Below are 24,887 nucleotides of genomic sequence, written 5' to 3' on the forward strand. Positions count from 1 at the left end.
CACCAGTTTTTGAAAGGCCGCGCGACTGCGGCGATTTTCGGGGGTAAGTTCATGAAATCTCGGTATTCGATCCTGCGCTGCGGGGTGGCGGCGATCGCCATCGCGCAGGCCCTTCCTGCGGCAGCGCAAGCGCAGGAAAAGCCCGTCCCTGCGGCGCCGCAGAAAGCGGATGGCGCCATACGCGGCCGCGTGTTCAACACCGTCACCAAGGAATACGTCCGCAATGCCGAAGTGCGCATCGCGGGTGAGAAAACGGTCGTCTATTCGGAAGAAGGCGGGACTTTCCGCCTCAACAACGTGCCCGCCGGCGATGTGCGCGTGATCGTCCATTATACCGGCCTTGAGGACCAGGCGATCGTCGTGAAGGTGGTTCCGGGCGAGACGTCCGATGTCGATTTCCGCCTGAACGCGCCCTCGTTCGACGCTGCCAGCGGCGTCGACGGTGCAGCCATCACCGTCACCGCGATCCGCGACGGCCAGGCCGCCGCGATCATGGAGCGCCGCGCCGCCACCAATGCCAAGACCGTCGTGGCCGCCGACAACTATGGCCTGCTGACGATGGGCGACGTGGGCGAGTTCATGAAGCAGATGCCCGGCATCTCGCTCGACTACACCGAGGTGGACGCGACTGCAGTGCGCATCGGCGGCCTCGACCCCAAGTATTCGACCTTCACCACCGATGGCGCGCGCATGGCGACGGCCACCTCGAACAACAACAACGGTCGCCAGAACTCGTTCGAGCAGATGTCGATCACCGGCATCGAATCGATCGAACTGAACAACACGCTGAATGCCCGCATGGACGCTGATGCACCGGGCGGGACGATCAACTTGCGCTCGAAATACGCCTTCCAGCGCAAGGGCCGCCTGTTGCGCCTGCAAGTGGGCGGCGTCGGCACATCGGATTCGGGCTTCTTCAACAGCATCTACCTGCCCGACGATAAGAAGCACGCGACGATCAAGCCCTCGGTTTCGTTCGGATATGGCGACGTGTTCCTGGACGGGCGGCTCGGCGTGGCGTTCAATGCCAGCTACAACGCCAACTACGTCCAGCAGGACCGCATCCAGACCGACTGGTCCTACCTCGCCGATGGCCGGGTGATCCCCTATCAGGTGATGTGGCGTCCGGGGCCGAAGGAGACCAGCCGTACCGCTGCCAACCTGACGGTCGACTTCAAGGCAAGCGACAAGCTGACTCTCTCGCTGCGGGGCACTTATTCGTTCTACGAGGTCGAGTACTTCAACCAGTACACGTACCTGATCTTCGGCACGACCTCGCGCTCTTACGCGACGCCGGATTCCACATCGACGCATATCGAGGTCAATCCCAACGGCACCAACACGCGCCTGCACACGCAGTATTCGCATCGCTACGCGGGCACCCCGGCGATGCTGCTGGCGCCCAAGATCGAGTACAAGAGCGACACCTGGGAAGCCGTGGCGCGCGGAAGCTACTCCAGCTCGGAGTTCAACTTCCGGGACAACGACAAAGGCTTCTTCCAGCGCACCGACAGCCGCCTGACTCGCATCGGCTTCACGCTCGACCGGCCTTCGGAAACCTCGAACGAATGGACCCTGACGCAGACGGCTGGCCGTCCCTGGGGTGATCCGAACAGCTACAACCGCGACGACGACATCGGCAACAACATCCGTACCGCGCAGTCCGACGCGCGCAACGAAATGTACGGCGGCAACCTGGACCTCAAGAAGATGGCCGATTTCGGCGCGGTCCCGGTCACCTTCATGGCCGGCGCGGGCGCGCGCGTGAACGAGTGGTGGACCAACGAAGGCTCCTACCAGCAGTTCCAGTACGTCGGCCCTACGGGCGACCTGTCGCAGAAGGCGCTGGAAGCGGTGATCCCGGCGACCGAGAAATACAAGTTCGAGATCATCGGCTTCGACGCCGGCAACCTCAACGCCCAGAACTGGCGTGCCGACAGCAACTACGCCGTCTACGACATCTACAAGGACCATCCCGAGTACTTCGTCCCCGACACCGTTGGCAACCTCAAGCGCGAGCTGGACAACAACAAGCGCGTCAGGGAGGATATCTACTCCGCCTACGCCGAAGTCCAGGGCCAGGCCGGTCGCCTCAAGTTCGATCTGGGCCTGCGCTACGAGAGCACCCGGACCGGCGCGCGGGTGGCCGACATCCGGCCGGTCAGCGAAGTCGAGGCGGCAGGCTACAAGACCAACACCGTCGAAGGGCTTCTCTATCAGTACAACGGCGGAACTTACGGCACCCGTCGCGGCAAGTACGACGACTGGTTCCTCTCGGGCGGCCTGAAGTATGACTTCACCGACAAGCTGGTCGGCCAGGTCTCCTTCAGCCAGGCGATCCTGCGCCCGGACTACGGCAACCTTGGCGGCGTGGTCTCGATCAACGACGACAGCCAGACCGTCAACGTACCCAACCCGCTGCTCAAGCCGGAGCACTCCACAAAGTACTTCGCCAGCCTGCAGTACTACCTCGAACCCTCGGGCATCCTCGGAGTTTCTTACTACCGGCTCGACCTCAAGGACATGCAGGTTACCGGGATCGAGGTCGATCCGGCTGCGGTGGGCTTCGATCCGAACGAATATGCCGGTTACATCTTCCGCAGTGCGCAGAACCTGCCGGGCACCAGCACCAACACCGGCGTCATCCTCGAATACGACCAGCAGCTGACTTTCCTGCCCGGCGCGCTCAAGGGCCTGGGCCTGCGCGGCTCGCTGACCCTGCTCGATCCGGACGGTCCGCGCGTGAACATGCCCAAGCAGGCGGCCAACTGGGGCCTGCGCTATAGCTATGGCGGCTTCGACCTTCAGCTGACGGGCAACTGGCAGTCGAAGTACCGCATGAGCTCGCTCAGCAACACCGAGACGACCGCCAACAACGGCATCCTCTATCACACCGACCGGGCGCTGTGGAACCTGAGCCTCAGCTACAAGATCAGGAAGAACCTGGAAGTGCTGGTCGCGGGCCGCAACATCTTCAACGCGCCCGACATCGTCTACTCGAACGTGCGCAGCCGCGTGCGCCAGTACACGGTCTACGGTTCGATGTGGAACGCCGGCATCAAGGCGACTTTCTGAGCTGACATACCGCTCCCCGTGCCGGGTCGCGCGCGGGGAGCCCCCCTTTTCTACCGGAGACGATTTTCATGGTTCTGACGACGGATCGCCGCTCGCTCTTGCTTGGGGCCGGGTTGGGCCTGGGCGCCTTCATGCTGCCTGCGGGAAGCGCGCTCGCCGCCGGGATGCTGGCGGCGCAGGGCTTCACCCACGGCGTCGCGAGCGGCGAGCCGGCATCGGATTCCATGCTGTTGTGGACGCGCTACGTGCCCGCTGCGGAGACCGACAGCGTTCGCCTCGATGCCGAAATCGCGCTCGACCGCGAATTCACCAGGCCGGTGCCCGCAGGTTCCGTGCGCACCGGATCTTTCCGCGACTGGACCGCGAAAGTGACGGTGGACGGCCTCCGGCCCGGCACCGTCTACTGGTATCGCTTCGTTGCGCCGGACGGCAGCAGGTCGCCGGTCGGCCGCACGAAGACGCTTCCGGTCGGCGACACCGCGCGGTTCGGCCTCGGCGTGTTCTCATGCTCCAACCTTCCTTATGGGCGCTTCAACGCCTATGCCCATGCCGCCGCGCGCGACGACCTCGATTTGTGGCTGCACGTGGGCGACTACATCTACGAGAACGGCAACGCCACGGTGAACGCGGTCACCAGCATCGCCGGACGCACGCTGCAACCCGATCACGAAATCCTCGCGGTGGCGGACTATCGCCTGCGTTATGCCTGCTACCGCGCCGATCCCGACCTGCAGGCCTTGCACCGGCAGGCACCGATGGTGGCCCTGTGGGACGATCACGAGTCCGCCAACGACAGCTGGGAAGGCGGTGCCGCCAATCACCAGGGCGACAGCGAAGGCGACTGGAACATACGCCGCGCCGCTGCGATGCAGGTCTATCGCGAATGGATGCCGGTCTCGGACGAACCGTGGAAGGCGTACACGATCGGTTCGCTGGCGACGCTCTACCGCACCGAATCCCGCCTGCTCGCGCGGACGCGCCCGATCGACATCAACGCCGCCTTCAAGTCCGGCGATCCGAATGCGCTCAAGGCATTTCGCGACGGTCCCTGGCAGGACACTTCGCTGACCATGCTCGGCTCCACGCAGGAAAGCTGGCTGGCGCATGCCTTCAAGGCGAACGCGCGCACGACTGCGTGGCAGCTGGTCGGCATGGGCACGATCATCGGCCGGACGGTAATGCCGCGCCAGATCACCGATTGGCTTAAGCCCGATGCGAAAAAGGGCACCGTCGCGCGCTACCGCAACGGCGTGCGCGCCGCGGCGCTGGGACTGCCGCTCTGGATGGACCGTTGGGATGGCTATCCCGCCGCCCGGAAACGGTTGCTCAATGCAGCCCAGCAGGCCGACGCCGATCTCGTGATGCTGGCAGGCGACAGCCACAACGCCTGGGCCTATGCACTGGTCGAGGACGGAAAGCCCGCAGGCGTCGAGTTCGCCGGTCAGGCGGTGACATCGGGCGGCATGGAGGGTGATCTCGGCCTCGATCCGAAGATCGCGGCCGCCGGCTTCATTGCCGCCAATCCGGAGATGAAGTTCGCCGATACCAGCCGCCGCGGATATATGATGATCGAGGTAACGCCCGAACGCGTCACCGGCGAATGGCTGTTCCTGCGCACGGTCAGGGAGCGCAGCATGGCCTTGTCCGGAACGCATCGCATGTCGGTAGAGCGCGGGCGCCGGGTGTTCTCGGCATGACGGCCCGCCTCATCGCGCCGTTGTTCTTGTCCGCTCTTGCCTGCACCGCCGTCCCCGTCGCGGCGCAGGCCCCGGCCTATCCCACGACGCAGCACGCAGGTCCGTTCAAGTCGGGGCACGTCCAGGGTATCGCGGTGGATCGCAAGGGCGGCTACATCTACTATTCCTTCACCAACATGCTGGCGAAGTACGATTTTCACGGGAGGCTGGTCGGCACCCTTACCGGCTGGAGCGGCCATCTGGGCGATCTCGACTTCAACGACGCGGACGGCAAGATCTACGGCTCGCTGGAATACGGCAAGCAGTCGGCATTCTACATCGCGGTCATCGACGGCAGCCGCATCGATCGGGTCGGCATCCCGGCCGAGGGCAATGACGTGCTGCGAACCGTCTACCTTCCCGAAGTGACGCGCGACTTCGCGGCTCCCGGCCATCGCTACGGCTGCTCGGGGATCGACGGGGTCGCGTTCGGCCCGGCGTTCGGACGTACCGGTGGCCCGAACTACCTCACGGTGGCCTACGGCATCTACGGCGACAACGCGCGCAGCGACAACGATCATCAGGTCTTGCTGCAATACGATGCCTCGGACTGGACGCGGCTGGCCCGGCCGCTCGTCGAAGGCCAACCCCATCATCGCGGGCCCTCGCGTCTGCGGTCGAAGGTCTTCGTGCGTACCGGCAATACCCGGTATGGCGTCCAGAACCTCGCGTATGACGAAAGCCTGAAGCGCTGGTTCATGGGTGTGTACGTCGGCGCCAAGCCGTCTTATCCGAACTACGGACTCTATGCAGTGGAGGCCAGGTCGAAGCCCGTTCGCGGCGCGCTGCTTGGCGTCCCGCGCCCTGCGGGCAAAGGATGGGAACAGGGCCTGCTACTCCCCCTCGCGAGGGATGGAATCGAACATGGCCCTAGCGGCATTCGCGGTTGGCGGCAGAAAGCCGATGTCGGATTTCAGCCCTTGGGGAATGGTCTCTATTTGCTCGCCGACAATTCCAAGGATGAGGCAGGACAGAGCGCGACCCTGAAGCTTATGCGCTGGACGGCCAATGCAACGGCGCCTTTTGCGAAGCTCGATCAATAAAAAGGGTCTCTCTCAGGACAACTCGAAAAGGATGGGCACAGTCAGTTCCACGATGCCGGGCCGGTCTGCGGGAATGGCGGGCAGAGGCTGTGCGCGCGCGATCGTATCGAGTGCGGCCCGATCGAGCGAGAAGAAGCCCGATTTGCGGACGAGGGTTCTGGCCAGAACGGTGCCGGTCCGGTCCATCGTGAAGCGGATATAGGCGACGCCTTGCTGGCGCGCGGCGCGGGCGCGGGGCGGATAGCGGCGAAAGCGTTCGAGATGGGCGAGTACCGATGCTTCCCAGTTTGGGAGGGTTTGGCTGGAGAGGCGCTCCGCGGCGGGGGCGGCGATGCTCTTGGGTGCCGTCGTTTGCGGAACCGGGGGGCCGGGATCGACGGGTTCGAGCGGCTTCGGCGTGGCCGGCGCGGAAGATGAGGGCTCTCTCAGCACGATCGGCGGGGGTGGAACGTCCTGATCAGGCGGCGGCTTGCTGTCCGTCCTTTCCATCTGGACGGGCCCCGGCGGCAGTTCGCGCACCGGATCCGGAGGCGACGCGAGCGGCTGGAACTCGACCATGAGAGGGGCGGGAGACGGGGAAACCGGCGGCCGCACGATCTGCCAGGTGAACAGCAGGGCAAACACTGTCAGCGCGGCAATGCAGACGGTTCCCGAGAGCCCGGCAAAGCGGGAACTCCAGGCCGTTGGGCTTTCGCTGTAGCGTTGCCGACCATCGTCCTGGAACGCGGCAGGAGCAACGTCGGAGCCGGTCGGCGCAAGGAGCAGGTGCGGCTTCATGAACTGGTTTCCAAAAGGGTATCCGGTTCTGGACGCCTGACAATCCAGGCCGCCCAGAACAGCATGAAGCCGCCGATCGCGGCGGCCGTCAGCGGTCGGGGTTGGACGTGGAACCAGAACAGCGCGAAGCCCGTCGCCATGCCGATGCAGGCGGCGATCTTGGCCCGGCGCGGCACCGCGCGCTTCTGCCGCCAGGCGCGCAGGCCGGGGCCGAAACGGCGGTGGTTCAGCAGCCAGGCTTCCAGTCGCGGTGATGAGCGCGCGAAGCAGGGCAGCGCCAGCAACAGGAAGTCCATGGTCGGCAGCAGCGGCACGAAGATGCCGATGAACCCGACCGCGACCAGCGCCAGACCGAGCACGAGCCAGGCCGTGCGTGCGAGGCGCCCCCGTTTCAGCAGGTCCGCTGAAACGGGCTCGGCTGCCATGAGTTCAGGCGACGTGGGCATGGATATGGGCCTGCACCCGCGCGAATGCGGCAAGCGCGCCTTCGTCTGCCTTCGCCTCCTGCGCTTCCGAGAGCGCCACGGCATCGAGCGCGGCGATGAAAGCGCGCCAGTGCGGGGCGGGCCCGGCTTCGGCGGGGGCGAGATGGCGGGCGCCGAAACTATCGGACAGCGCAAGCTTCTGCGCTTCCTTGCGCAACAACGCCGCACCCATGTTGGAGCCTTCTGCTACATAGAGCCAGCCCAGCGCGGTGCCGAGGTCTGCGGGCTCGTCGAGAGCAAAGACCGGCGTTTCGGCGGCGGGCGGTTCGAGGCCGAGGTCTTCCATGTCGGCGATCACGCGGGCCATGCGGCAACGGCTCGCAAGATCGGGAAAGGCATCGCGCAGGCGGGGGTCGGCGTAGAGCGCTTCGACGTCGCGGTGGAACAGGTACTGGATCCTCAGGAACCGTCCGTAACCCTCCAGCGAAGCGAAAGAGGCGGCCGACATGATCGAGCGGTCCACCCCTTCGTGGACCGGACCGGTGGCGGCCTTGAGCCGCTTGGCCCGGCTTTCCGTGGAATCGGTGATGGTCATGGTCATCATGGTCTCCTGTTGGGTGGTGGTTTCAGAAAGTCCGGCTCAGGCGCAGGCTGGCGCTGGTACGGCGGTAGGAAAAGAGCCAGTCGATCGTGCTTTCGACGCGGGTGTGCTGGAGCACCAGTTCGGGGACCAGCCGGGCGAATTGCAGTCCGGGAAAGCGGGCAATGGCGGTGGCGTTGTACTGGTCCTCGCGGCGACGGGCGGCGAAGACCTCGTTGAAGGCGCGGGTATCGCGGTGGCGCCAGGAACCGATCAGCAGCAGGCTTGCGGCGTTGCCGAAGGCCTTGTTCACCCCCAGCCGCGCGCCCCACTGGCGATAGGCATCGACGGCTGCGGGCGCGTCCTTGTTGGCGAAGTCCGGACCGGCAAACACGCTCCAGCCGGGGGATGGGGCATACCAGGCGGTCAGGCTCAGGTCCGTCAGCGCTCCGTCCTGGGAGCGGAAGCCGCGCTGGCGGTAGCGGTAGTCGCGGTAGTTCGCCTCGATCCGCAGCAGCGTTCTCGGCGAAAGAACGTGTTGCCACACCGCATTGCCGCCGGGTGCCTCGTAAAGCAGGTTGGATCCGAACGTGCCGAGATCCAGAGAGGGCGACAGCGTTACGGTGTCGCGCGCGGACTGGTACTGATAGCCGGCGCGCAGCATCAGCGTGGTTTGCGAAAAGTCGTGGTGCCCGGGGTAGACGTCCCCGAACAGCAAGGCGCTGACCCTTGCCGCCTGGTGGCCGGAGAACGGCAGGGTGCGCCCGAGCGTGCCTTCGAAGTTGAGGCCCATGGCGCGGATCGGATCGGGTACCTTGCGTTCGAATAGGCAGGAGCCGTCGAGTGCGGCCAGAAGGCAGGTGTAGCTGGCGGAGGACTGGTTGAGGTTGGTGCTATAGCCGGGCCCCAGCGCGAAGCTGCCTTGCCAGCTGCGCCGCTGTTTCAGGGCGCCCAGGAAGGCGTCGACCGTGGCGAGCACGCCGCGCGATTGTTCGCCTCGTGAAGCGAGCAGCCCGCGTATGTCCTCGAAAGCACGCCGTGCTTCGCGGTCCTTGTGGTTTTCGAACAGGACTCGTGCCAGTTCCAGGCGGGCGGGCATGAAGCCTGGGCTCAGCCTGAGCAGTTCGCGATAGCGGCGTTCGGCTTCGGCCAACTTGCCCTGCTGGCGCGCCAGCGCGCCCTCGGCGCTGAGCACCAGCATCGGGTCTTGATCCGGGTAGCGGCGATAGGCGGCGAGGAAACGGCGGACGTCACGCCACTGCTTGCGCCCGATCGCGATGTAGAGCGCGCGGCCCATGTCGTCGACATTATCGCGGACCTCGTAGGTGGTGCCGTCCAGTTCCAGCGAGGTGGGCAGGGTGTCCCAGTCTTCGGCATCCTTCAGCCGCTCGCGTTCGGCCTTGCGCCGCTGGACCTCGCCCTGCTGGTCGAGGCGCAGGCGCGTGTCCTGATCGCTCGCGCTCTGGGCCGCGGCGTGGACCGGCAGCAACATGGCCGCCACGCCGGTCGAGAGGAGGAGCCGAAAGGAAGTGCGCGGAAGGTTCATGTGTCGCCCGAAAAGCGGTGTCGGAAAACGGGACCGGACCGTTTGTGCCGGATAGTCCGGTCCCGTCTTCAGTTCATCCAGCCGTGATTACTGGGTCCCGCCAAAGGCGGTGTCGTACTGCCGGGCGCCCGCGAAAGTCGCGACGCCTGCCAGTGCCTGTGCAGCCGAGCCGAAGAACTGGCCGCTGACAGTGCCGCCGGACGCCAGAGTGGCGTTGGTGGCGGCGTTCGAGGCCGTCGCGGTCACGCCGGATATCTGCGAGCCGAGGATATCGGCGGTGCCGATGTCCACTTTCAGCGCGGCATTCTGGATCGAGCCGGTGAGCGTGCCGGCGCCGAAGTCGGCCGTGAAGCTGCCGGTCAGCTGCGCGCCGCTGCCGACGTAGTTGCTGATGCCCTTGACGGCATAGGTCGCGGAGCCGCTGGCGGCAGCGGTGGCGCCGGTGCCGCCGTAGTAAACGGTGTGGTCGCCCGCCGTGGCACTGCCGGTCTGCGACCATTCGCCATAATAGACGTCGTAGGAGCCGACCTTGGCATAATCGAAGCGGCCGTACTTCGAGTGGTCGGTGGTGGCCTGCGTGGTGTTGACGAAGCTGGTCACGCCGTTCGCGTCCGTGCCCAGAATGCCCTGGAGGCCCTGGAAGTCGATGAACTGATCGGATCGCATGCTGGGCACGTTCACGCCGACGCGACCGGGAACGTGGATCGAGCCTGCGGAAACGGTGCTGACATCGATCTTCACTTTGCCGGCGTCGCTGGATTCACCGACGATTTGCGCATGGGCAGCACCGGAAAATGCACCGGAGATTGCAAGGGAGAGGCCAAGAGCCTTGAGATGAGAGAAATTCATTCTACTTCTCCTGCGTGTTGGTGCGCCTGATCTTCAGGCGCGTTCATCCAGGGTCGCCTTCGCTGTCCGGGTCTTGTCAGGGATTGCTGGACACGAGGGCGGCCCTGAAATTCGTCTCAGAACCTTCCTGTCAGGCTGAGCCGTACCGTTCTGCCCGGAGCGGGCAGCATGGAGCGCGACAGGGGATCGAGATAATAGCGGTTGTTGAGGTTGAGGCCGGTCACCTCGGCGCTGAAGCGCTCGTTTATCCGAAACCTGGCATAGGCATCGAGCGTGACGATCTCGCCCCAGGTGTAGGGGATATTGAGCGCACACCCGCCCACGCAGTCGTTCTCCTGCGTGAATTCCGAAAGCTGCGGATTGTCATAGGCGCTGTACCAGGTGAGCCGTCCGCCCAGTTCCAGGCGGCGATCGAGGAAGCGCCCGCCCATGGTCCAGTTGAACGAGTCCTCCGGAGTGGCCTGTGTCAGCAGAAAGCCGGCGATGAAGCCGTATTTCACGCAGTCCGGCACCCGCCCGCGCGACGGGTCGAGCTGGGTGGCGATGGATTCATCGCAGGCCTTGTTGGTGGTCATGTGACCGGCGCTGATGTCGGTGAAGAAGCGGCCGTTGTCGAAGCGGGCCTGAAGTTCGAACCCGGCGATCACCTGACGGTCGAGGTTGGAGAACATCATGTTGGTGCTGCGCTCGATCACGTTGCGCGTGGTGTTGTGATACCAGGTGAGCTTGAGGTCGGCGTGCTGGTCCTCGCCGCCCAGCCCCAGCAGCGGGCGCAGGTCCTGAATGAATGCGGCTTCCCATGAGTGCACGCGCTCCGGCTTGAGCTTCGCCAGCGGGTTGATCGAAGCGCCGAAGCCGATCGTGCTTTCGAACATGCTGGGGAAGCGCAGCGCCTGCGCATAACGCAAGTAGGCGCGGCTGCTTTCGCTGAAGGTCATCGTGGCCGATACGTTGGGCGTCCACCCTTGCGCGGACTTGCGCGTCGCTTCGGTGATGGGAACGGCTACGAGACTGGGGCTGACGACGCATGAACCGGCCACGAGATTGGTCAGGCTGTCGAGCGAACCGTTCAGGCAGATGTTGTCGGCACGCCTGTACCGGCCGTTCGCGCCTGCCTCCCATAGCGGGCCGGTATGGGTCCATGTAAAGGGCTTCGGGTTGGCGGCGTATTGGGCCACATTACGGGCAATGACACGTTCGATCGCTGCGGGGTTCGCGCCGCTGGAGGCGTACTGTTCGCGCAGTGATGCTTCATAGGCCGCAACGCCGAATTCGTTGGTCCGGTACGATGTCTTCCATTCTCCCACCATGTAGGTGTTCACCGAACCGCCTTGCAGCGCGAGATACTTTGGGAGGAAGTCGTCCTTCGCCCAATAGCCGGAGTAGGCGATGCCCGCGTTCAGCTTGAGGAAGCGCGTCGGCTTCCATTCGCCGCTGAAGGCGATGCGGTATTCCTCACGCCGTCCGGCGCGCGGCAATTGGCGCCAGCCGTTGGCGGCGGCATCGGTATATTCGTCATCCGAACGCAGCTTTTCGTGGCTCCAGTTGCCGTCGATCAGGAAGTTGAGCGCGTCTGACAGCGCGAACTGGTTGCTGGCGGAGAAGCCGAAGCGGTCGTTGCGCGCGTTCATGATCGCGCTGTTGATGATGATGGGATCCGCCAGCGAGGCCGAGTTGGGGAAGCCGCCGGAGCTGTAGGTGTCGCTGACGGTATCGGTTACCCAGCCGGTCAGGCGGAAATCCAGCCAGCGGCTGCCCGGCTGGAACTTGTACTCGGCATTGTAGGCCTGCGCATGGACCTTGCTCAGCGGCCACTGGATGTTGCCGAAATAGCGCCCATCCGTGGTCATGATGCGCGAGGGCATGATCTCGCCGAACTTGCTGCGGCTGTCGCGAAAGCCGAATTGAAGGGCCTGGTCGTCGGCGATGTGCCAGGTGGCCTTGAGCAGCACCGATTCCAGTTTGCTGGAGGTGTTCGGCACTTCATTGCCGGGCTCGTAGTTGAGACCCAGGATGCGCACATACGTGTCGGCATTCTGCGGCAGGCCTTCCTGCCGATAATACCCTGCGCCTGTCTTGCCCGAGAAGTAGTTGCCCCTTTCGCGGAAGGCGTAGGCGCCCATCAGGTCGAGATCGCCGACGCGACCCGCCACCGCCAGCCGAATCGCGCGGTCGCCGAAGGAGAAGCTCTCGTTGTCGTCCGAGTCGCGCAGGTTCACCCGCAGCGAGGAATCGCAGTAGGGGAAAGTGGGTGAGCCGCCGGTTCCGCACAGGAAGCCCGGCACGTCGTTATAGTTCTGCCCGGTGAGCAGCGTGGGCAGGCGCGGGTTGGTGGAGTTGTTGCCGCCTTCCAGCCTGAGTTCGAAGCCGAGGGTCACTCCCGGTTTCAGGATGTCGTCGGCATCGAGAGTGTTGATCACCACCGCGCCGCCGGTGGATCCGTGGATGCCGCGCGTGGAGACCGGCCCCTTGAGCACTTGGATGCCCGAGATCAGGCTGGGGTCGATATAGCTGCGGTTGCTGGCGCCGTTGTAGCCGCGCCAGACGGTCAGCGCCTGCTCGGTACCGTCGATCACCACCGGTACGCGGCCCGGCCCCTGGATGCCGCGAATGCTGGGATCGATCGCGCCCCCGTTGCGGGCGTCGCCGCTGTAGACGTTGACCATGCCCTTCAGCACGTCCGCGGTGTTGACGCCTTTGTAGCGTTCGACCTCGTCCTTGCCGGCATAGACCGAGGAGATGTCCTGATCGTAGACGGCGTCCTTGCGCCGCGCGTCGCGCTGCGCACCGGTTTCGGTCGTGGCCTCGATGCTCTGGCCCTCGACCCGCAGAGTGCCCAGGCTGACGACACCGGCTTCCGGTGCCGCGTCACTGACGACCGGTTGCGCGCGGGCCAGAGTGACGACATTGCCCTCTACCCGGAACAAGAAGCCGCTCCCGGACAGCAGCCGGGCCAGGGCATCCTGCGCGGACAGTCTTCCGCGCAGGCCCGCGCTGCGCTGGCCATGCAGGTCGGCGGCGTTGATGCTGACCTGAAGGCCGGACTGGCTGCCGAAATCCATCAGCGCCTCGTCAAGAGCCTGTGCCGGTATGTCGAAACTGTGGACCGAGCGAGCGGCATCGGCCCCTGTCGCTGCAATGGCCGGGCTCGCCAGCACGCCGACCGAGGCGGTCGCCAGCAGAAATACCGATATTCTCCGGACTTGTCCGGAACGTCCCCATTTTCCCCCCGAAATCACACTATCGCTCCCTCTGCCGATGTCGATATTCATAAAATGCTAATGATTAGCATTCGCATATCGTTGACGGGTGGGTGCTTGGGATTTCCGGAAAAAAATTACAAAGTTATATGAAGTATATGTTTTAACGTGAGAAAAAGTCTGATCCCGCAGCCTATCCTCAATCCACCGTGATGATCTTCAGCCACGGCGTGATACGCCGCATCCGGATCGGATGCGCCTTGCCCAGCGCCGAGAGGGCAGCGTCCGGGTCGCGGAGATCGTAGATCCCGGTGACGCGCCGGGACGCCAGTCCTGCTCCGCGGGTGATGATATAGCCCTTGTACCAGGGATGCAGGGCATCGATCACTTCGCCGATCGGGCGGTCCTTCACGAACAGCCTGCCTTCGACCCACCCCGCGACGCGATCGGCCCGCACGGCGCTGCGTTCGGCATGGCCATTGGCGGCGAGCGAGGCCCGTTCGCCTTTATGAAGCACGGTATGTCCGCCTTGCCCGGCGTAATCGACGGCGACGATGCCCCGGCGCACGGCAACCGTGGCATCGCCGGAGAGGCCATCCACTTCGAAAGCCGTGCCCAGCACGGTAACTACGGTGTCCGAGGCCATGACCCGGAACGGCCGCGCCTTATCATGTGCGACGTCGAAATAGGCCCGGCCCCGGAGCAGGCGCGCGGATCGCGCCCTGTTGCCGATATCGAAGGACAAGGCGCTGTCCGGAGCAAGGGTCACGCGGGTACCGTCGCCCAGTGCGACGGATCTGACTTCGCCCGTGCCGGTCATTTCCTCGGCGCGAAGCCTCAGCATCATCTCGGGTGCGAATGCAAGGCACAGGCAGGCGGCCAAGCCAAGGCCGCCGACCAGACCCCAGCGTCGGGTGGGTGAAAGGCGTCGGGTGTTCCTGCGGGGCAGGGGAACGACATTGATCGCTTCGAGACCATCGCGGGAAGGTGCGTTGTCCTGAACGATGGCAGAGGGAAACGCCGCTTCGACCGCTCCGGCCAGATCCAGCGCCGCTTCCCAACTGGCCCGATGCAGGGGGCTGCGTTCCAGCCAGGTATCGAACGCCGCGTGCACCGCATCGTCGCCCGGCTGATCGTCGAGGCGTATCAGCCAGTCCAGGGCCTCTCGGTCGAGGGAGTTCATGTTCCCGTCTTCGTTGATCATGGAGCCTGCGTCTTTTCCGTCGAATGCCCGAAATTTTCTCGCTCTTTATCTGGACGACGAATGATGCCGCTATTTTTCCGGAAAAATGTGATCACCTTGGTCATCCTCCCTGTCGCCGGGCTTCGCGGCAGTGTTCCAGCGCGGAAACGACCAGTTCGTGGACGAGGCTTTTCGATAGCCCGAGCCGCGTTCCGGCCTCGACCAGCGTCAGCCCTTCGACCCGATGAAGAAGGAAGGCCTGGCGTGTCCGTTCGGGCAGGCGCGAGACGGCGGCCATGATACGGGCCAGTTCTTCTGCCGCTTCCGCGCTGGTCTGCGCCGAGGGCGCGTCGCTGGGGATCCGCTGCGCCGCGTCGGTTTCGTCCTGCGCGAACAGGCGGCTCTCGAAAGTGCGCCGACGTTTGGCGTCCAGCGCAAGATTGCGCACGATCCGGAACAGGAGGCCGGTGGGTTCCTGGATCGTCTGCACGGCGGCAGCGGAGACGAACCGCGCCCAGGCGTCCTGCACCATGTCTTCAGCCAGTCCGACGTCTCCGGTAATAGCGGACGCGTAGCGGATGAGTGCGGAGCGGTTCTTGGTGAACACGCTCACGTGATCTGGCTTCTGTTCAGCCGTGATGGTGCCAGGAAGCTGTTCCATGCCCCGCAGCTAGCAGAACAGTTGTTGCGAACCAATCGCAAAAGAGTGTGGGCACGGCTTGGGCAGCTAATAGGCCAAAAAAGAGAGGGTTATATCGCTAGGGCATCGCAATAGTCGTCCCAGGAGGCCGAAAGCCGGCAGCGAATGTTCACGGACCACCGGCGCGACGTGGCCGCTTATGGCTCGACGCCGGTTAGCTACCGTTCCGACGAAGAGACCTTTCGATCAACCAGAAGTGAAGAACCTGGATGAAAACGAACGTGGCACCAAGCCCGATCAGGGTGGGAAGCACCATGCCTTCCTGCCCAGGCCGAGGCGCTACGTTGCGGGACAGGACGATCAGACTTGCAAACACAAAGAACGCCAAGGCGGGGATAAGAGCGAGGGCAATCGGGCGCGGCGCAGTCCACGTGACCTCGCCGTTCAACCACCACTGCATTGGCAGACGATCTTCACCCCGGAACCGTGGGTTTGCCCTCCAGGCAAGACCGCAAAGCGCTAAACTGAAGATCACAGCAGTGATAACCAAGCTCATAGGCCAAAACTCCCACGACTTCAGAATAGCACACGGGGCATCGTTCCACTACTGCCTGATCATTTGAGGGCGCTTCCGGGTGGAGCAATCCACCCGCGTGGATTGATTGCGTTTTCTTTTCGGAACGTATCGAGCACTTCGATCAGGTGTTTCGCTTCTTCGGGATGCTTTGCGCTCACGTCGTGTGCCTCGTTGTCGAGGTCGAGCGAATAGAGCGAAGGCTTGGCATTGTAAGGTTCGCCGCCCGCACCCACAGGTGAATCGTTCGGCACGATATCGCGGTACTTGAAGTGACGGTCGCGCACGCCGGCGAAGCGGCCTGACCAGGTGGTTGTGTAGTACAGATAATCGTGCAGGGTTTCGCCGCCGGCAAGGAGCGGCTTCAAGTCGGTGCCGTCTATCGTGCGGTCTGCGGGCAGGGGGATATTCAGGGCGCAGAGAATCGTGGGGAGGACGTCGAAGTTCATCCCCATTTCCTGGCTCACCGAACCGGGTTTCGTTACCCCCGGCCAGATCACGAAGGCCGGTATGCGCTGACCGCCCTCGAAAGTCTCTCCCTTGCGGCCGCGGAGATTGCCGGCGCTGCCGCCCCAGTCGCCGCCGTTGTCGCTCATGACGATGACGATGGTGTTGTCTTCCAGTTTCAAGTCTCTGAGGGTCTGCATCAGGCGGCCGACATTGGCATCGAGATCCTCGATCACGTCTCCATAAGTCCCGCCTTCCGAAATGCCCTGGTGCTTGGGATTGGGATGGTGCGGAAGATGCGGCGCGGTGTAGGGGACGTAGGCGAAGAAAGGCTTCTTCGCGTTCTTGCGCACGAAGGCGACCGCCTCGTCGGTGATGCGCTCGGTGAGCGTTCCCTGATCGGTCTTTTCGGCAGGCGTGTCCACGACATTGCCGCGCCAGAGCGTCTCCGGCTTCATGTCGTTGCTATAGAGGATGCCGAAATAGTCCTGGAAGCCGAAGTCCGTCGGCCGATGGCCCGGCTGATCGCCGAGGTGCCACTTGCCGAAAGCTCCGGTGGCGTACCCCGCCCGCAGCAGCACCTCGGGCAGCAGGATCTCGTCTTGCGGCAGGGCATTGGCCCAGCCCAGGCTGCGCCGGATCGTTGCCATGGGATGACCGCTGGGGAAGAATACATGATTGGCCGCGTGCGCCCGCTCGGGATAGCGGCCGGAGAGCAAGGCCGCGCGGGATGGTGTGCAGACCGGGGAGGCGGAATAGAACTGTTCGAGCTTCACGCCGCGCTGGGCCAGGGCGTCGATGTTCGGCGTCTTGATAAGCCGGTTGCCGTATGACGAGAGATCGCCGAAGCCGAGATCGTCGAACAGGACAAGGACGATGTTCGGTTTCTTGCCTGCGACCGGCTTGATGCTCTTCAGATAGGCCTGCTTCTGGGCAAGGTGCTCCACCGCCGGTTCGCCATGCGCCTGCGCCGCGCGCTGCAAGGCGTCGCTGCGTTCCAGCCTGACCGTAACCGTCTGCCCCATCGCTACCGTCTGAAGGGCCGGGCGGAACCCTTGGGCACTGACCGTCACCGCCATGTCCCCGCTCGGCACGTCGGTAAGAACCGCCGCTCCGTCCGATCCGCTCGTTGCGTTCCGCAGCACCTCGGGCGCCGCGACACGGGCCCCCGGTACGGGCTTGCCGTCAGGCCCCTCGATCCGGATCGCGATTTCGCCTGCCAATGCGGAACTGCTGGCGAGGACGGCGGCTATGGCGGCGATACGCATGAAGGTGGAGCGCATGGATGATCCTTTCGGGAGAGGCGTGTGGGCGGCGTTCGAATGGGCGATCAGAAGCGGAACCGCGCGCCGAGCATGTACTGGTGGCCCACGTCGTAGTAGTCGACCGGCAGGTCTCCCAGAGTGGTGCGGCTCTTGTCGACATCGTCCAGCACATTGGTGCCCTGGAAGATCACCGAGACCTGGCTGGTGACGTTAACGGTCACGTTGAGGTCGAGATTGCCGCGCGCCTGCGTGGTCACGCCCAGGCCGCCGAAACCGCCGGGCAGGCCGGACGATACGAACTTGTCCCGCCAGGTATAGGAAGCGCGCAGGGCGATCCGGCTGTCCTCATAGAAGCCGCTGAGGTTGAAGTTGTTCTTCGAGGCCGCAGTGAGCACGTCCGGGTCGGAGTTCGAGATGTAGGTATAGTTGGCTTGCAGGCCGGTGTTCGCCAATGGTCCCGGCAGGAAGCTGAAGACCTGCTGGTAACCAAGCTCGAAGCCCTTCAGCGTCACGCCTTTCGCATTCACCGGCCGGGTGCGCTGGAAGACCTGATCGCGCAGTTCGTAGGTATTCGTCGATGCGGTGTAGAACGTGACCGGCAGCGTCACGGAATCGGTTTCCGACCGGACGAGGGTGGCCAGGTCCTTGGCGAACAGCGCCAGCGTCACGGACGTATCGCGATTGGGATACCACTCGGCGGTCAGATCGTAGTTCGTCGAAGTGAACGGTTGAAGCTGCGGGTTGCCGGCGGTGATGGTATAGTTGCCGCCGCCTCCGCTGACGGTGGTGGAAGGCGAAAGCTGGGTCAGGGTGGGGCGGCTCAATGTCCGTGAGAAACCCGCGCGCAGGATGATCTCGGGCGTGATTTCGAAGCGCAGGTTCGCCGAGGGCAGGAACTTGGTGTAGGAATTGCTTGCGGCAACGGCGCCGGCGGGTGGCACCGTGACCGTTCCGCCGGTTTCGCGCTGGACGACCAGGCCGTTCAGGTCCGGCGACACGCCGGCTGCGGTTTCACGCGTATTGACCACGCGCAGCCCGATGTTGCCGGTGATCCGCTCATCGTCGGAAGCGAAGTCCATCTGCGCGTAACCGGCGAAAATTCGCTCGCGCACGTCGACGACGCTACTGAGATTCTCCTGAATGGCACCCGGCACGGCGGCAAGCTGGTCGCGCGATACTGCCGCCAGCAGCGCGCGGGTATCGGAGGCACGCCAACTGGTGGGGAACGCTTCGCTGCCGTCATAGGCCCCGAGGAATGCCCCGCGGCTCGCCCCGGCCAATTGCGTATAGGGGCCAAGTCCCCAGCCGGTCGCCTGAACCGTGCTGCGGCTCAATCCGGCGAGCGACGCCAGAGCCGATGCCGGGACCACCAAGGTCGTCGCGTCGGCGAACGTCTTTCGCCACGAGGCTACGCCGCCGATGGAAATCCGGCGGAGCCAGCCGCCGCCGAATTCGCGGCGCAAGTCGCCCTTGAGTTCGTTGACCCGGTCATAGGTCTTGCGTCCGAACGCGCCGTTGAGGCTGGCGACGACGCCCTGCGCCGGATCGAGGTAGCGCGCCTGCGATTCCGGAGAGAGCGAGATGCCGCAGATGTCCTGGCCGGGCTGGCAACTTTCCGCGACCTGGAAGCGCTGGATCTGCGCCAGGTTCAGGTTGTCGCCGACCTGATCCGACTTGGAATAGGCAAAGCTCGCGCCGCCCGACCATGTGTCGTTCCTGAAGTCCGCGCCGAGCTTTCCGTAGTACGTCTTGGCGACCGAATCGTTTATGCGATCGTTCGCCCGAACATCGGTATTGGTAAGGCCCAGGTTGGTCGCATAAGGTATGCCGTAGGCCAGCTGAGCGGGATCGATGCCCTCGATCGTGGTGAACCGGGTGGAGGAAGGATCGTAGACGCCGCCCGTCGCTCCGGTAAAGATATGCAGGTTTTCCAGGCTTTCGACGGTCACGTCGAACTTGCTGTAGAAACCTTCGGCATAGAGCTTCAGGCTGTCGCTGGCCTGATACTCCAGGACGCTGGTGAAGACGGTGCGCTTGCGATCCTCGCGGGCGATCTCCGTTCTGATCTGGCTGGGCAGGTTGAACCGGTCCGCCAGATCGCCGTCGCCGTTCAGGTCCTGTCTGAGCGTCGCCTCGGGCGTGACCGCCCATCCGACATTGGCGACGCTATGGGTTTCGGTTCGATCGCGGCTGTAGCCCCCGGCGACCAGCACTCCCAGACGTCCGTCTGCCAGCGTGGTGGAGAACAGTCCGGAGGCCTGCGGCGTCGCCTTGCCGGAGTTCGAGTTCCAGACCCCGAAGAGCGAGCCCACCGCCGTGGTCTTGCCGAGTTCCAGCGGACGCACGGTCTTGACGTTGATGGTGCCGGCCAGGCCGCCTTCCTGCATTTCCGCCGTCTGCGACTTGGTCACTTCCACGGCGCTGACGAACTCGGTCGGCAGAAGGCGGAAGTCGAAGCTGCGGCCGATGTTGCCGCCGGCCCCGCCGCCGCGCAGGTCCACGATGGCCGAGGACAGCGTGCTGCCGTTCAACTGGACGCGCGTGAAGTCGGTAGGAAGGCCGCGGATGCTTACGCCGGTGCCGGAACCGCGTGTTCGGGTGATCTGAACGCCGGTAATGCGCTGGCTTGCATCGGCGACGTTCTCCGTCGGGAACTTGCCGATATCTTCCGAAGTGATGGCGTCGATGATCTGCGGCGCATTGCGCTTCCGATCGGCGGCAGAGCGCAGGCTGGCGCGCACGCCGGTGACGATGATGTCGTGATCGGAATCGTGCGCTTCGTTGCCCGGCGCGGCCTGGCCGAAGGCCGGAGCGGCGAAAAGCGTGGTCGCAAAAAGCGCGAACGCTGAAGTCAGCGTCGAATTCATGGATGCCCCCTGTCGGCTGTCAACTTCACTCGGATCGAGTCAGCTGACCTCCGGCGATCCGGTGGGCCTATGCTTTTTCGCTGCGCGACATCTTCGAATGTCAGCGCTGACATTTGTGTAGCGAGGGCTTTCCGATCAGGAAAGAGGACGATTGCCATGGTCGGCATAGATTTTCTATTGGTGTCGCAACCGGCTGCAATATGCCGTCCCAAGGAGCCCGCCGGACGATGCGCGCAGTAACGCTGGACGATATCGCGGCCATGGTGGGGGTTTCGGCCAAGACCGTGTCGAGGGTCGTCAACCACGATACGCGCGTAAGCCCGAAGACCCGGCAGCGGGTGACTGAAGCTATCGCGCGATCGGGGTACCGGCCGAACCTGGCGGCGCGATCGCTTGTGACATCGCGATCGCGCCTCATCGGTATATTCGTGCCGCCTACCGGCTCTCACTTCTTCAGTGAGCTGGTGCGTTCGGCCATGCGGGCTTGCCGGGAACTCGGTTACAACCTGGCGCTGGAGGAATTCGACGGCGGCCGGGACAGTCCGCTGGGCATTTACATGGAAGGGATCAGGCAGCTGCGCTGCGACGGCATGATCCTGCCGCCGGTCGTCGGGGACGATATCGATTTGCTCGACCAGTTGGACCGGGACGGGGTGCGTTATGTGCGGATATCGCCGGCGCGGCAGCTTGATCGTTCCCTTTCCATCAACGCCGATCATGCGCAGGGTGCGGCGGCCGTGGCCGATCATTTCTGGGAAAACGGCCATCGCCGGTTCGGCCTGATAGCCGGAAGCGACACCGTCGCCTCGGGCCGAATTCGGCGCGAGGCGTTCGTGCGTGCTTTGCTGGCAAAGGGCGCAAGCGCCGACGCGATAACGATCCTCCCCATCGAACAGCTGGTGAAGACTCGCAAGGACGGAGATACCTCGCTGATAGAGCTTGGCCGGCGGGGGGGCAGCCACCTGCTGAAAGCTGAGTATCCGCCTACCGCTATCTTCACCTACAATGACGAACTGGCCGCAGGCGTCGTCGCGGAGGCGCACTCGCTCGGCATCGAGGTTCCGAAACAGCTCTCGGTCGCCGGCTTCGACGACAGCGATGTGGCAAGGCTCTGTTCACCGCCCTTGACGACGGTTCGGCAGCCCATTGCGGAGATCGCAGCAAAGGCCGTAGCCCTGCTGGCGGCGACACCGCAGGAAGAGGTCAACACGATCCGATGTCCCGTTTCGCTTGTCCTCAGGCAAAGCACAGGATCTGCATGCACGCAGGCTTTTCGGTGTGATCCTAGCGATAGCTGACGCTGCCGTCGAATGTGCGCGGCTTGTCGTCATGTTGCGAAACGAAGGTTTCTATGTCCGCTCTGTCGGAGGCGGCGTCCCATCGCGCATTTAACCGGCCTCCACTATCGAATATTCCAGCCGCACATCGTCGAGCAGTCGCTCGATCGCGGCACGCTGTGCATCGGTGCCACTAAGCCTGAAATCCCAATTGCAATGGGCATGGGTCTTGGTGTCGCGCACAATGACCTTGCCAAGGGCGCGCCGCCATGTCTGCGAAGTGCCGCCTCTCTCCCGGACGAGGCGGGCGACAAGCAGCTGTTCGAGGTCGGATGCGTTCATGCCTATCGCTTAGCCATTGTTGGCGGCCAAGCAAGCCGGGCCTCTTGCGCTAGCTGGATGGATCGACGACAGGTTTCGAGTTTACGGCCTAGCCGCGGAGCGGCAAACGTCGGTGCGGTTGACGGTCGCTTTCGGAGCGCTCAAATCGTCTCGCTCGGGCGGTTCGTGGCCTCTGCCGCTGTGCGCCGATCATCGCCAGCTTCTGCACGCCCATTTACACGCGCCCTATTGGACCGATCTGCATCCTGGGCTAGGCAGCAGGGATGCGGGGGCTGAACATTGCGATTGCCGGCTGTGGGCCGTGCGGGCTGGCGGCGGCGCTGCTGCTTCACGAGGCTGGGCATCACGTTACCCTGTTCGAGCGGTTCGAGAAGCCCCAGCCGATCGGTTCCGGACTGATGATCCAGCCCACGGGGATGGCGGTGCTCGCGAGGCTCGGCTTGCTGGATGCCGTCCTGGCGCGCGGTGCGCGCGTCGATCGGTTGTTCGGGATGGCGGGCAAGCGGGTCGTGCTCGACGTGCATTACGCCGCGCTGCGTCGACCCGACACCTTCGGCATCGGGATACACCGGGCCAGCTTGTTCGCGGTCCTGCACGAGGCCGTGCTGCGGTTGGGCATTCCCATCCATTCCGGGCGCACGTTGGCGGGCAGTACGCCGCTGGGAACGAAACGCGCGTTGCGCTTTGCCGATGGACAGAAAAGCGATCGCTACGATCTCGTCGTGGACGCCCTCGGTACGCGGACACCGCTGGCTCCGCCGACGGGCCGGGAGCTGGCTTATGGAGCGCTATGGGCCAGCCTCGACTGGCCCGAGGATGCCGGCTTCGATCCCCACGCCCTTGCGCAGCGCTACGACCGGGCGAGCATCATGGCCGGGGTTCTGCCCATCGGGACACCGCCCGATGCCACTGCGCCCAAGGCGGCTTTCTTCTGGTCGCTCCGGGCGGATCGGCTGGACGAATGGCGCGAGGCCGGACTGCCCGCCTGGAAGGCGCGCGTCGCCGCACTCTGGCCCGATTGCGCGGCGCTGCTCGACCAGATCACCGATCCGAGCCAGTTGACCTTCGCGCGATACGCGCATCGCACCCTGTCCTCGCCGGCAGAGCAGGCGCTGGTCCATATCGGCGATGCATGGCATTCCGCCAGTCCGCAACTGGGTCAAGGCGCCAACATGGCGCTGCTCGATGCCTGGGCGCTCGCCCGCGGTCTGGACCATGCGGGCAGCGTCGACGAAGGTGTTCGGCAGGGCATCCGGCTACGCCGCCGCCACGTTCTGACCTATCAATGGCTCACTGCGCTGTTCACCCCCGTCTATCAGTCCGACAGCCGCCTGCTGCCGCTGATCCGCGACCGGCTCGTCGGCCCGCTGTCGAAGCTATGGCCGGCCACCGCCATACAGGCGTCGATGGTGAGCGGACTCGTCGGCAATCCGCTGCGGCCGTTGGGACTGGAGGGCGACCGTCAGATGGCTCGGCCCACCGTGGAGGCGGCATGACCGCCACTTCGGGGCCGATCATCGTTTTCGACGCGATGTGCGTGCTCTGCTCGGCCAATGCCGCCTTCGTGCTGCGGCACGACGCGGCCGGACGATTCCGGCTGGCGTCGATGCAGGGTGAGGTCGGAGCCACGCTCTATCGCAAGTTCGGGATCGACCCGGCGAATCCGGAAACACTGATCGTCGTCGAGGGCGACGGTGTCTTGCGGGACAGCGATGCGGTGATGGCCATATGGGCGGGCCTCGATCGTCCTTGGAACGCTCTGGCGGTGCTGCGGATCGTACCGCGCAAGTTGCGTGATCCGATCTATCGCTGGGTGGCGCGGCATCGCTACCGCTTGTTCGGAAAGAGGTCTACCTGCTGGCTACCAACGGCTGAGCAGGCGGCTCGCATCCTGTGACCCACGTCCTGCTCCTTGGCGGATGCAGGTGCCAGCTTTCATCGATTGGGCAATCGAGGTCGTCAACTGGAGACCGAAGTTCGGTCGTTCGACCATCGGAATGCAAATGACCGCTCCGATCGAGATCGGCCGTTCGCATTCCGTGCTTCTGCCGGTCCATCGCGCCGGTTTCCGACCTTGTCGTGCTACCAGGCTCACCGCTCCCGATAGCGCAACGCTTCAATGACCGCAGCAAGTGCCGGCGATTGCTGGCGCCTGCTGGGATAGTAGAGGTGATAACCCGGAAACGGCGGACACCAGTTCAGGAGGACGCGAACAAGCTTGCCGGAATCGATGGATGACTGGACGTAATCGAGCGGCAGATAGGCAATGCCGCTGCCCTCGATCGCGCCCTGATGGGCAAGCGCGATGTCGTTGACGATTAGCTGGCCGTCGACGCGGACGTTGAGCGGCCGTCCTTCCTGCTCAAACTCCCAGACGTAGATCCCGCCATGCGTCGGGAAGCGGATGTTGATGCAATTGTGACCGGCAAGACCGTGGGGATCGGCAGGAGGTGGTCGCGAGGCGAAGTAGGCGGGTGAGGCGACAGCGGCCATCTCCATGTCCGGGCTGATGCGGACCGCGATCATGTCCTGCGCCAGTGTCTCGCCCAGCCGCACGCCGGCATCGAAGCCCTGTGCGGCAATATCGACGAACCCGATATCCACGTTGATCTCGACCTTGAGGTCGGGATGCAATGCCAGCAGGCGCGAGATCGCTGGCAATAGGTAGTGTTCCGAAACGTGGTCGCCGGTGGTTATGCGCACCGTGCCTGCGGGCTTGTCCCGTAATTCGCTGAGGCCATCTACCTCGATCTGGATCTGGTCCAGTTGCGGGCCGACCCGTTGGAGCAGCCGTTCCCCTGCTTCCGTGGTAGAAACGCTGCGGCTGGTGCGAATGAACAGACGCAGGCCCAACCGTTCCTCCAGCTTGCGGATCGTGTGGCTTAATGCAGAGGGGGTAACCCCCAGGCCCGCAGCGCCGCGCGTGAAGCTGCGTTCGCGGGCAACGGCGAGGAACGCCACCAGATCGGCCATCGTTTCACGTTGCATCGTTGAATTTCACTCAGTGCCATATGTCCATCTTTCAGTCTAATGCATGAAAGAGGCTGCGCATAGGTGGTGG

The 24,887-nt window shown here is 64.2% G+C and carries 18 protein-coding genes; 6 read left to right on the plus strand and 12 right to left on the minus strand.

The window, feature by feature from the left end; translation table 11 throughout:
- The first annotated feature begins 51 nt into the window (after positions 1-51).
- The 3 genes from ACI3K3_RS01115 (at position 52) to ACI3K3_RS01125 (ending at position 5,854) form a co-directional block, all read left to right on the plus strand.
- Positions 52-3,075, plus strand: a complete 3,024-nt coding sequence (locus ACI3K3_RS01115; protein ID WP_404911528.1) for a TonB-dependent receptor domain-containing protein — start codon at positions 52-54, stop codon at positions 3,073-3,075.
- Positions 3,076-3,143: 68 nt separating this feature from the next.
- A complete protein-coding gene (locus ACI3K3_RS01120; protein WP_404911529.1) occupies positions 3,144-4,772 on the plus strand; it encodes an alkaline phosphatase D family protein in 1,629 nt (542 codons plus the stop codon).
- Positions 4,769-5,854: a hypothetical protein gene (locus ACI3K3_RS01125; RefSeq protein WP_404911530.1), complete on the plus strand. Its 1,086-nt coding sequence runs from the start codon at positions 4,769-4,771 to the stop codon at positions 5,852-5,854. Before ACI3K3_RS01120 ends, ACI3K3_RS01125 begins: the two co-directional genes overlap by 4 nt.
- 12 nt (positions 5,855-5,866) lie before the next feature.
- Here ACI3K3_RS01125 and ACI3K3_RS01130 read toward each other — a convergent pair whose 3' ends face one another.
- The 10 genes from ACI3K3_RS01130 to ACI3K3_RS01175 form a co-directional block, all read right to left on the minus strand.
- Complete coding sequence (locus ACI3K3_RS01130) at positions 5,867-6,631, minus strand: energy transducer TonB (protein WP_404911531.1); 765 nt, start codon at positions 6,629-6,631, stop codon at positions 5,867-5,869.
- Positions 6,628-7,077 carry a YbaN family protein gene (locus ACI3K3_RS01135; RefSeq protein WP_404911532.1) on the minus strand — a complete coding sequence of 150 codons (450 nt, stop codon included), beginning with the start codon at positions 7,075-7,077 and terminating at the stop codon, positions 6,628-6,630. The genes ACI3K3_RS01130 and ACI3K3_RS01135 overlap by 4 nt, the downstream gene beginning before the upstream one ends.
- Positions 7,061-7,657, minus strand: coding sequence for a biliverdin-producing heme oxygenase (locus ACI3K3_RS01140; protein WP_404911533.1), 597 nt, complete (start codon positions 7,655-7,657; stop codon positions 7,061-7,063). The genes ACI3K3_RS01135 and ACI3K3_RS01140 overlap by 17 nt, the downstream gene beginning before the upstream one ends.
- Before the next feature lie 25 nt (positions 7,658-7,682).
- Complete coding sequence (locus ACI3K3_RS01145; RefSeq protein WP_404911534.1) at positions 7,683-9,182, minus strand: surface lipoprotein assembly modifier; 1,500 nt, start codon at positions 9,180-9,182, stop codon at positions 7,683-7,685.
- Between the two features lie 87 nt (positions 9,183-9,269).
- Positions 9,270-10,031 (minus strand): Slam-dependent surface lipoprotein, encoded by a 762-nt coding sequence (locus ACI3K3_RS01150; protein WP_404911535.1) that lies wholly within the window; start codon positions 10,029-10,031, stop codon positions 9,270-9,272.
- Between the two features lie 116 nt (positions 10,032-10,147).
- On the minus strand, positions 10,148-13,270 hold the full coding sequence (locus ACI3K3_RS01155; RefSeq protein WP_404911536.1) for a TonB-dependent receptor domain-containing protein: 3,123 nt from the start codon (positions 13,268-13,270) through the stop codon (positions 10,148-10,150).
- A gap of 160 nt (positions 13,271-13,430) precedes the next feature.
- Positions 13,431-14,435, minus strand: a complete 1,005-nt coding sequence (locus ACI3K3_RS01160) for a FecR family protein (protein WP_404911537.1) — start codon at positions 14,433-14,435, stop codon at positions 13,431-13,433.
- A 100-nt stretch (positions 14,436-14,535) separates the two neighbouring features.
- A complete protein-coding gene (locus ACI3K3_RS01165) occupies positions 14,536-15,075 on the minus strand; it encodes a sigma-70 family RNA polymerase sigma factor (RefSeq protein WP_404911538.1) in 540 nt (179 codons plus the stop codon).
- A gap of 594 nt (positions 15,076-15,669) precedes the next feature.
- Complete coding sequence (locus tag ACI3K3_RS01170; protein WP_404911539.1) at positions 15,670-17,358, minus strand: sulfatase-like hydrolase/transferase; 1,689 nt, start codon at positions 17,356-17,358, stop codon at positions 15,670-15,672.
- Positions 17,359-17,405: 47 nt separating this feature from the next.
- Positions 17,406-20,207 carry a TonB-dependent receptor gene (locus tag ACI3K3_RS01175; protein WP_404911540.1) on the minus strand — a complete coding sequence of 934 codons (2,802 nt, stop codon included), beginning with the start codon at positions 20,205-20,207 and terminating at the stop codon, positions 17,406-17,408.
- Between the two features lie 227 nt (positions 20,208-20,434).
- Between ACI3K3_RS01175 and ACI3K3_RS01180 the strand changes: the two genes are divergently transcribed.
- On the plus strand, positions 20,435-21,505 hold the full coding sequence (locus ACI3K3_RS01180) for a LacI family DNA-binding transcriptional regulator (protein ID WP_404911541.1): 1,071 nt from the start codon (positions 20,435-20,437) through the stop codon (positions 21,503-21,505).
- 90 nt (positions 21,506-21,595) lie between these two features.
- On the opposite strand, the gene ACI3K3_RS01185 is transcribed toward ACI3K3_RS01180, so the two are convergent.
- The gene (locus ACI3K3_RS01185; RefSeq protein ID WP_404911542.1) at positions 21,596-21,826 is read right to left on the minus strand and encodes a hypothetical protein; all 231 of its coding nucleotides are present in this window, start codon (positions 21,824-21,826) and stop codon (positions 21,596-21,598) included.
- A gap of 263 nt (positions 21,827-22,089) precedes the next feature.
- On the opposite strand from ACI3K3_RS01185, the gene ACI3K3_RS01190 reads away from it, so the two are divergent.
- Together ACI3K3_RS01190 and ACI3K3_RS01195 are read left to right on the plus strand one after the other, a co-directional pair.
- On the plus strand, positions 22,090-23,322 hold the full coding sequence (locus ACI3K3_RS01190) for an FAD-dependent oxidoreductase (RefSeq protein WP_404911543.1): 1,233 nt from the start codon (positions 22,090-22,092) through the stop codon (positions 23,320-23,322).
- The gene (locus ACI3K3_RS01195) at positions 23,319-23,723 is read left to right on the plus strand and encodes a thiol-disulfide oxidoreductase DCC family protein (RefSeq protein WP_404911544.1); all 405 of its coding nucleotides are present in this window, start codon (positions 23,319-23,321) and stop codon (positions 23,721-23,723) included. Before ACI3K3_RS01190 ends, ACI3K3_RS01195 begins: the two co-directional genes overlap by 4 nt.
- Before the next feature lie 194 nt (positions 23,724-23,917).
- Here the strand turns inward: ACI3K3_RS01195 and ACI3K3_RS01200 are convergent, their stop codons facing one another.
- Entirely contained in the window at positions 23,918-24,814 is an 897-nt protein-coding gene (locus ACI3K3_RS01200) for a LysR family transcriptional regulator (RefSeq protein ID WP_404911545.1), read from the minus strand.
- Positions 24,815-24,887 lie beyond the last annotated feature (73 nt).

The sequence above is a fragment of the Novosphingobium sp. ZW T3_23 genome, assembly GCF_044987305.1.
In the GTDB taxonomy this organism is placed as follows: domain Bacteria; phylum Pseudomonadota; class Alphaproteobacteria; order Sphingomonadales; family Sphingomonadaceae; genus Novosphingobium.

What these genes read in the sequence shown, in the direction of transcription:
- ACI3K3_RS01115 (WP_404911528.1), top strand. Translation starts at nt 52, where the DNA reads ATGAAATCTCGGTATTCGATCCTGCGCTGCGGGGTGGCGGCGATCGCC.
- ACI3K3_RS01120 (WP_404911529.1), top strand. Translation starts at nt 3,144, where the DNA reads ATGGTTCTGACGACGGATCGCCGCTCGCTCTTGCTTGGGGCCGGGTTG.
- ACI3K3_RS01125 (WP_404911530.1), top strand. Translation starts at nt 4,769, where the DNA reads ATGACGGCCCGCCTCATCGCGCCGTTGTTCTTGTCCGCTCTTGCCTGC.
- ACI3K3_RS01130 (WP_404911531.1), bottom strand. Translation starts at nt 6,631, where the DNA reads ATGAAGCCGCACCTGCTCCTTGCGCCGACCGGCTCCGACGTTGCTCCT.
- ACI3K3_RS01135 (WP_404911532.1), bottom strand. Translation starts at nt 7,077, where the DNA reads ATGCCCACGTCGCCTGAACTCATGGCAGCCGAGCCCGTTTCAGCGGAC.
- ACI3K3_RS01140 (WP_404911533.1), bottom strand. Translation starts at nt 7,657, where the DNA reads ATGACCATGACCATCACCGATTCCACGGAAAGCCGGGCCAAGCGGCTC.
- ACI3K3_RS01145 (WP_404911534.1), bottom strand. Translation starts at nt 9,182, where the DNA reads ATGAACCTTCCGCGCACTTCCTTTCGGCTCCTCCTCTCGACCGGCGTG.
- ACI3K3_RS01150 (WP_404911535.1), bottom strand. Translation starts at nt 10,031, where the DNA reads ATGAATTTCTCTCATCTCAAGGCTCTTGGCCTCTCCCTTGCAATCTCC.
- ACI3K3_RS01160 (WP_404911537.1), bottom strand. Translation starts at nt 14,435, where the DNA reads ATGATCAACGAAGACGGGAACATGAACTCCCTCGACCGAGAGGCCCTG.
- ACI3K3_RS01165 (WP_404911538.1), bottom strand. Translation starts at nt 15,075, where the DNA reads ATGGAACAGCTTCCTGGCACCATCACGGCTGAACAGAAGCCAGATCAC.
- ACI3K3_RS01170 (WP_404911539.1), bottom strand. Translation starts at nt 17,358, where the DNA reads ATGCGCTCCACCTTCATGCGTATCGCCGCCATAGCCGCCGTCCTCGCC.
- ACI3K3_RS01175 (WP_404911540.1), bottom strand. Translation starts at nt 20,207, where the DNA reads ATGAATTCGACGCTGACTTCAGCGTTCGCGCTTTTTGCGACCACGCTT.
- ACI3K3_RS01180 (WP_404911541.1), top strand. Translation starts at nt 20,435, where the DNA reads ATGCGCGCAGTAACGCTGGACGATATCGCGGCCATGGTGGGGGTTTCG.
- ACI3K3_RS01185 (WP_404911542.1), bottom strand. Translation starts at nt 21,826, where the DNA reads ATGAACGCATCCGACCTCGAACAGCTGCTTGTCGCCCGCCTCGTCCGG.
- ACI3K3_RS01190 (WP_404911543.1), top strand. Translation starts at nt 22,090, where the DNA reads ATGCGGGGGCTGAACATTGCGATTGCCGGCTGTGGGCCGTGCGGGCTG.
- ACI3K3_RS01195 (WP_404911544.1), top strand. Translation starts at nt 23,319, where the DNA reads ATGACCGCCACTTCGGGGCCGATCATCGTTTTCGACGCGATGTGCGTG.
- ACI3K3_RS01200 (WP_404911545.1), bottom strand. Translation starts at nt 24,814, where the DNA reads ATGCAACGTGAAACGATGGCCGATCTGGTGGCGTTCCTCGCCGTTGCC.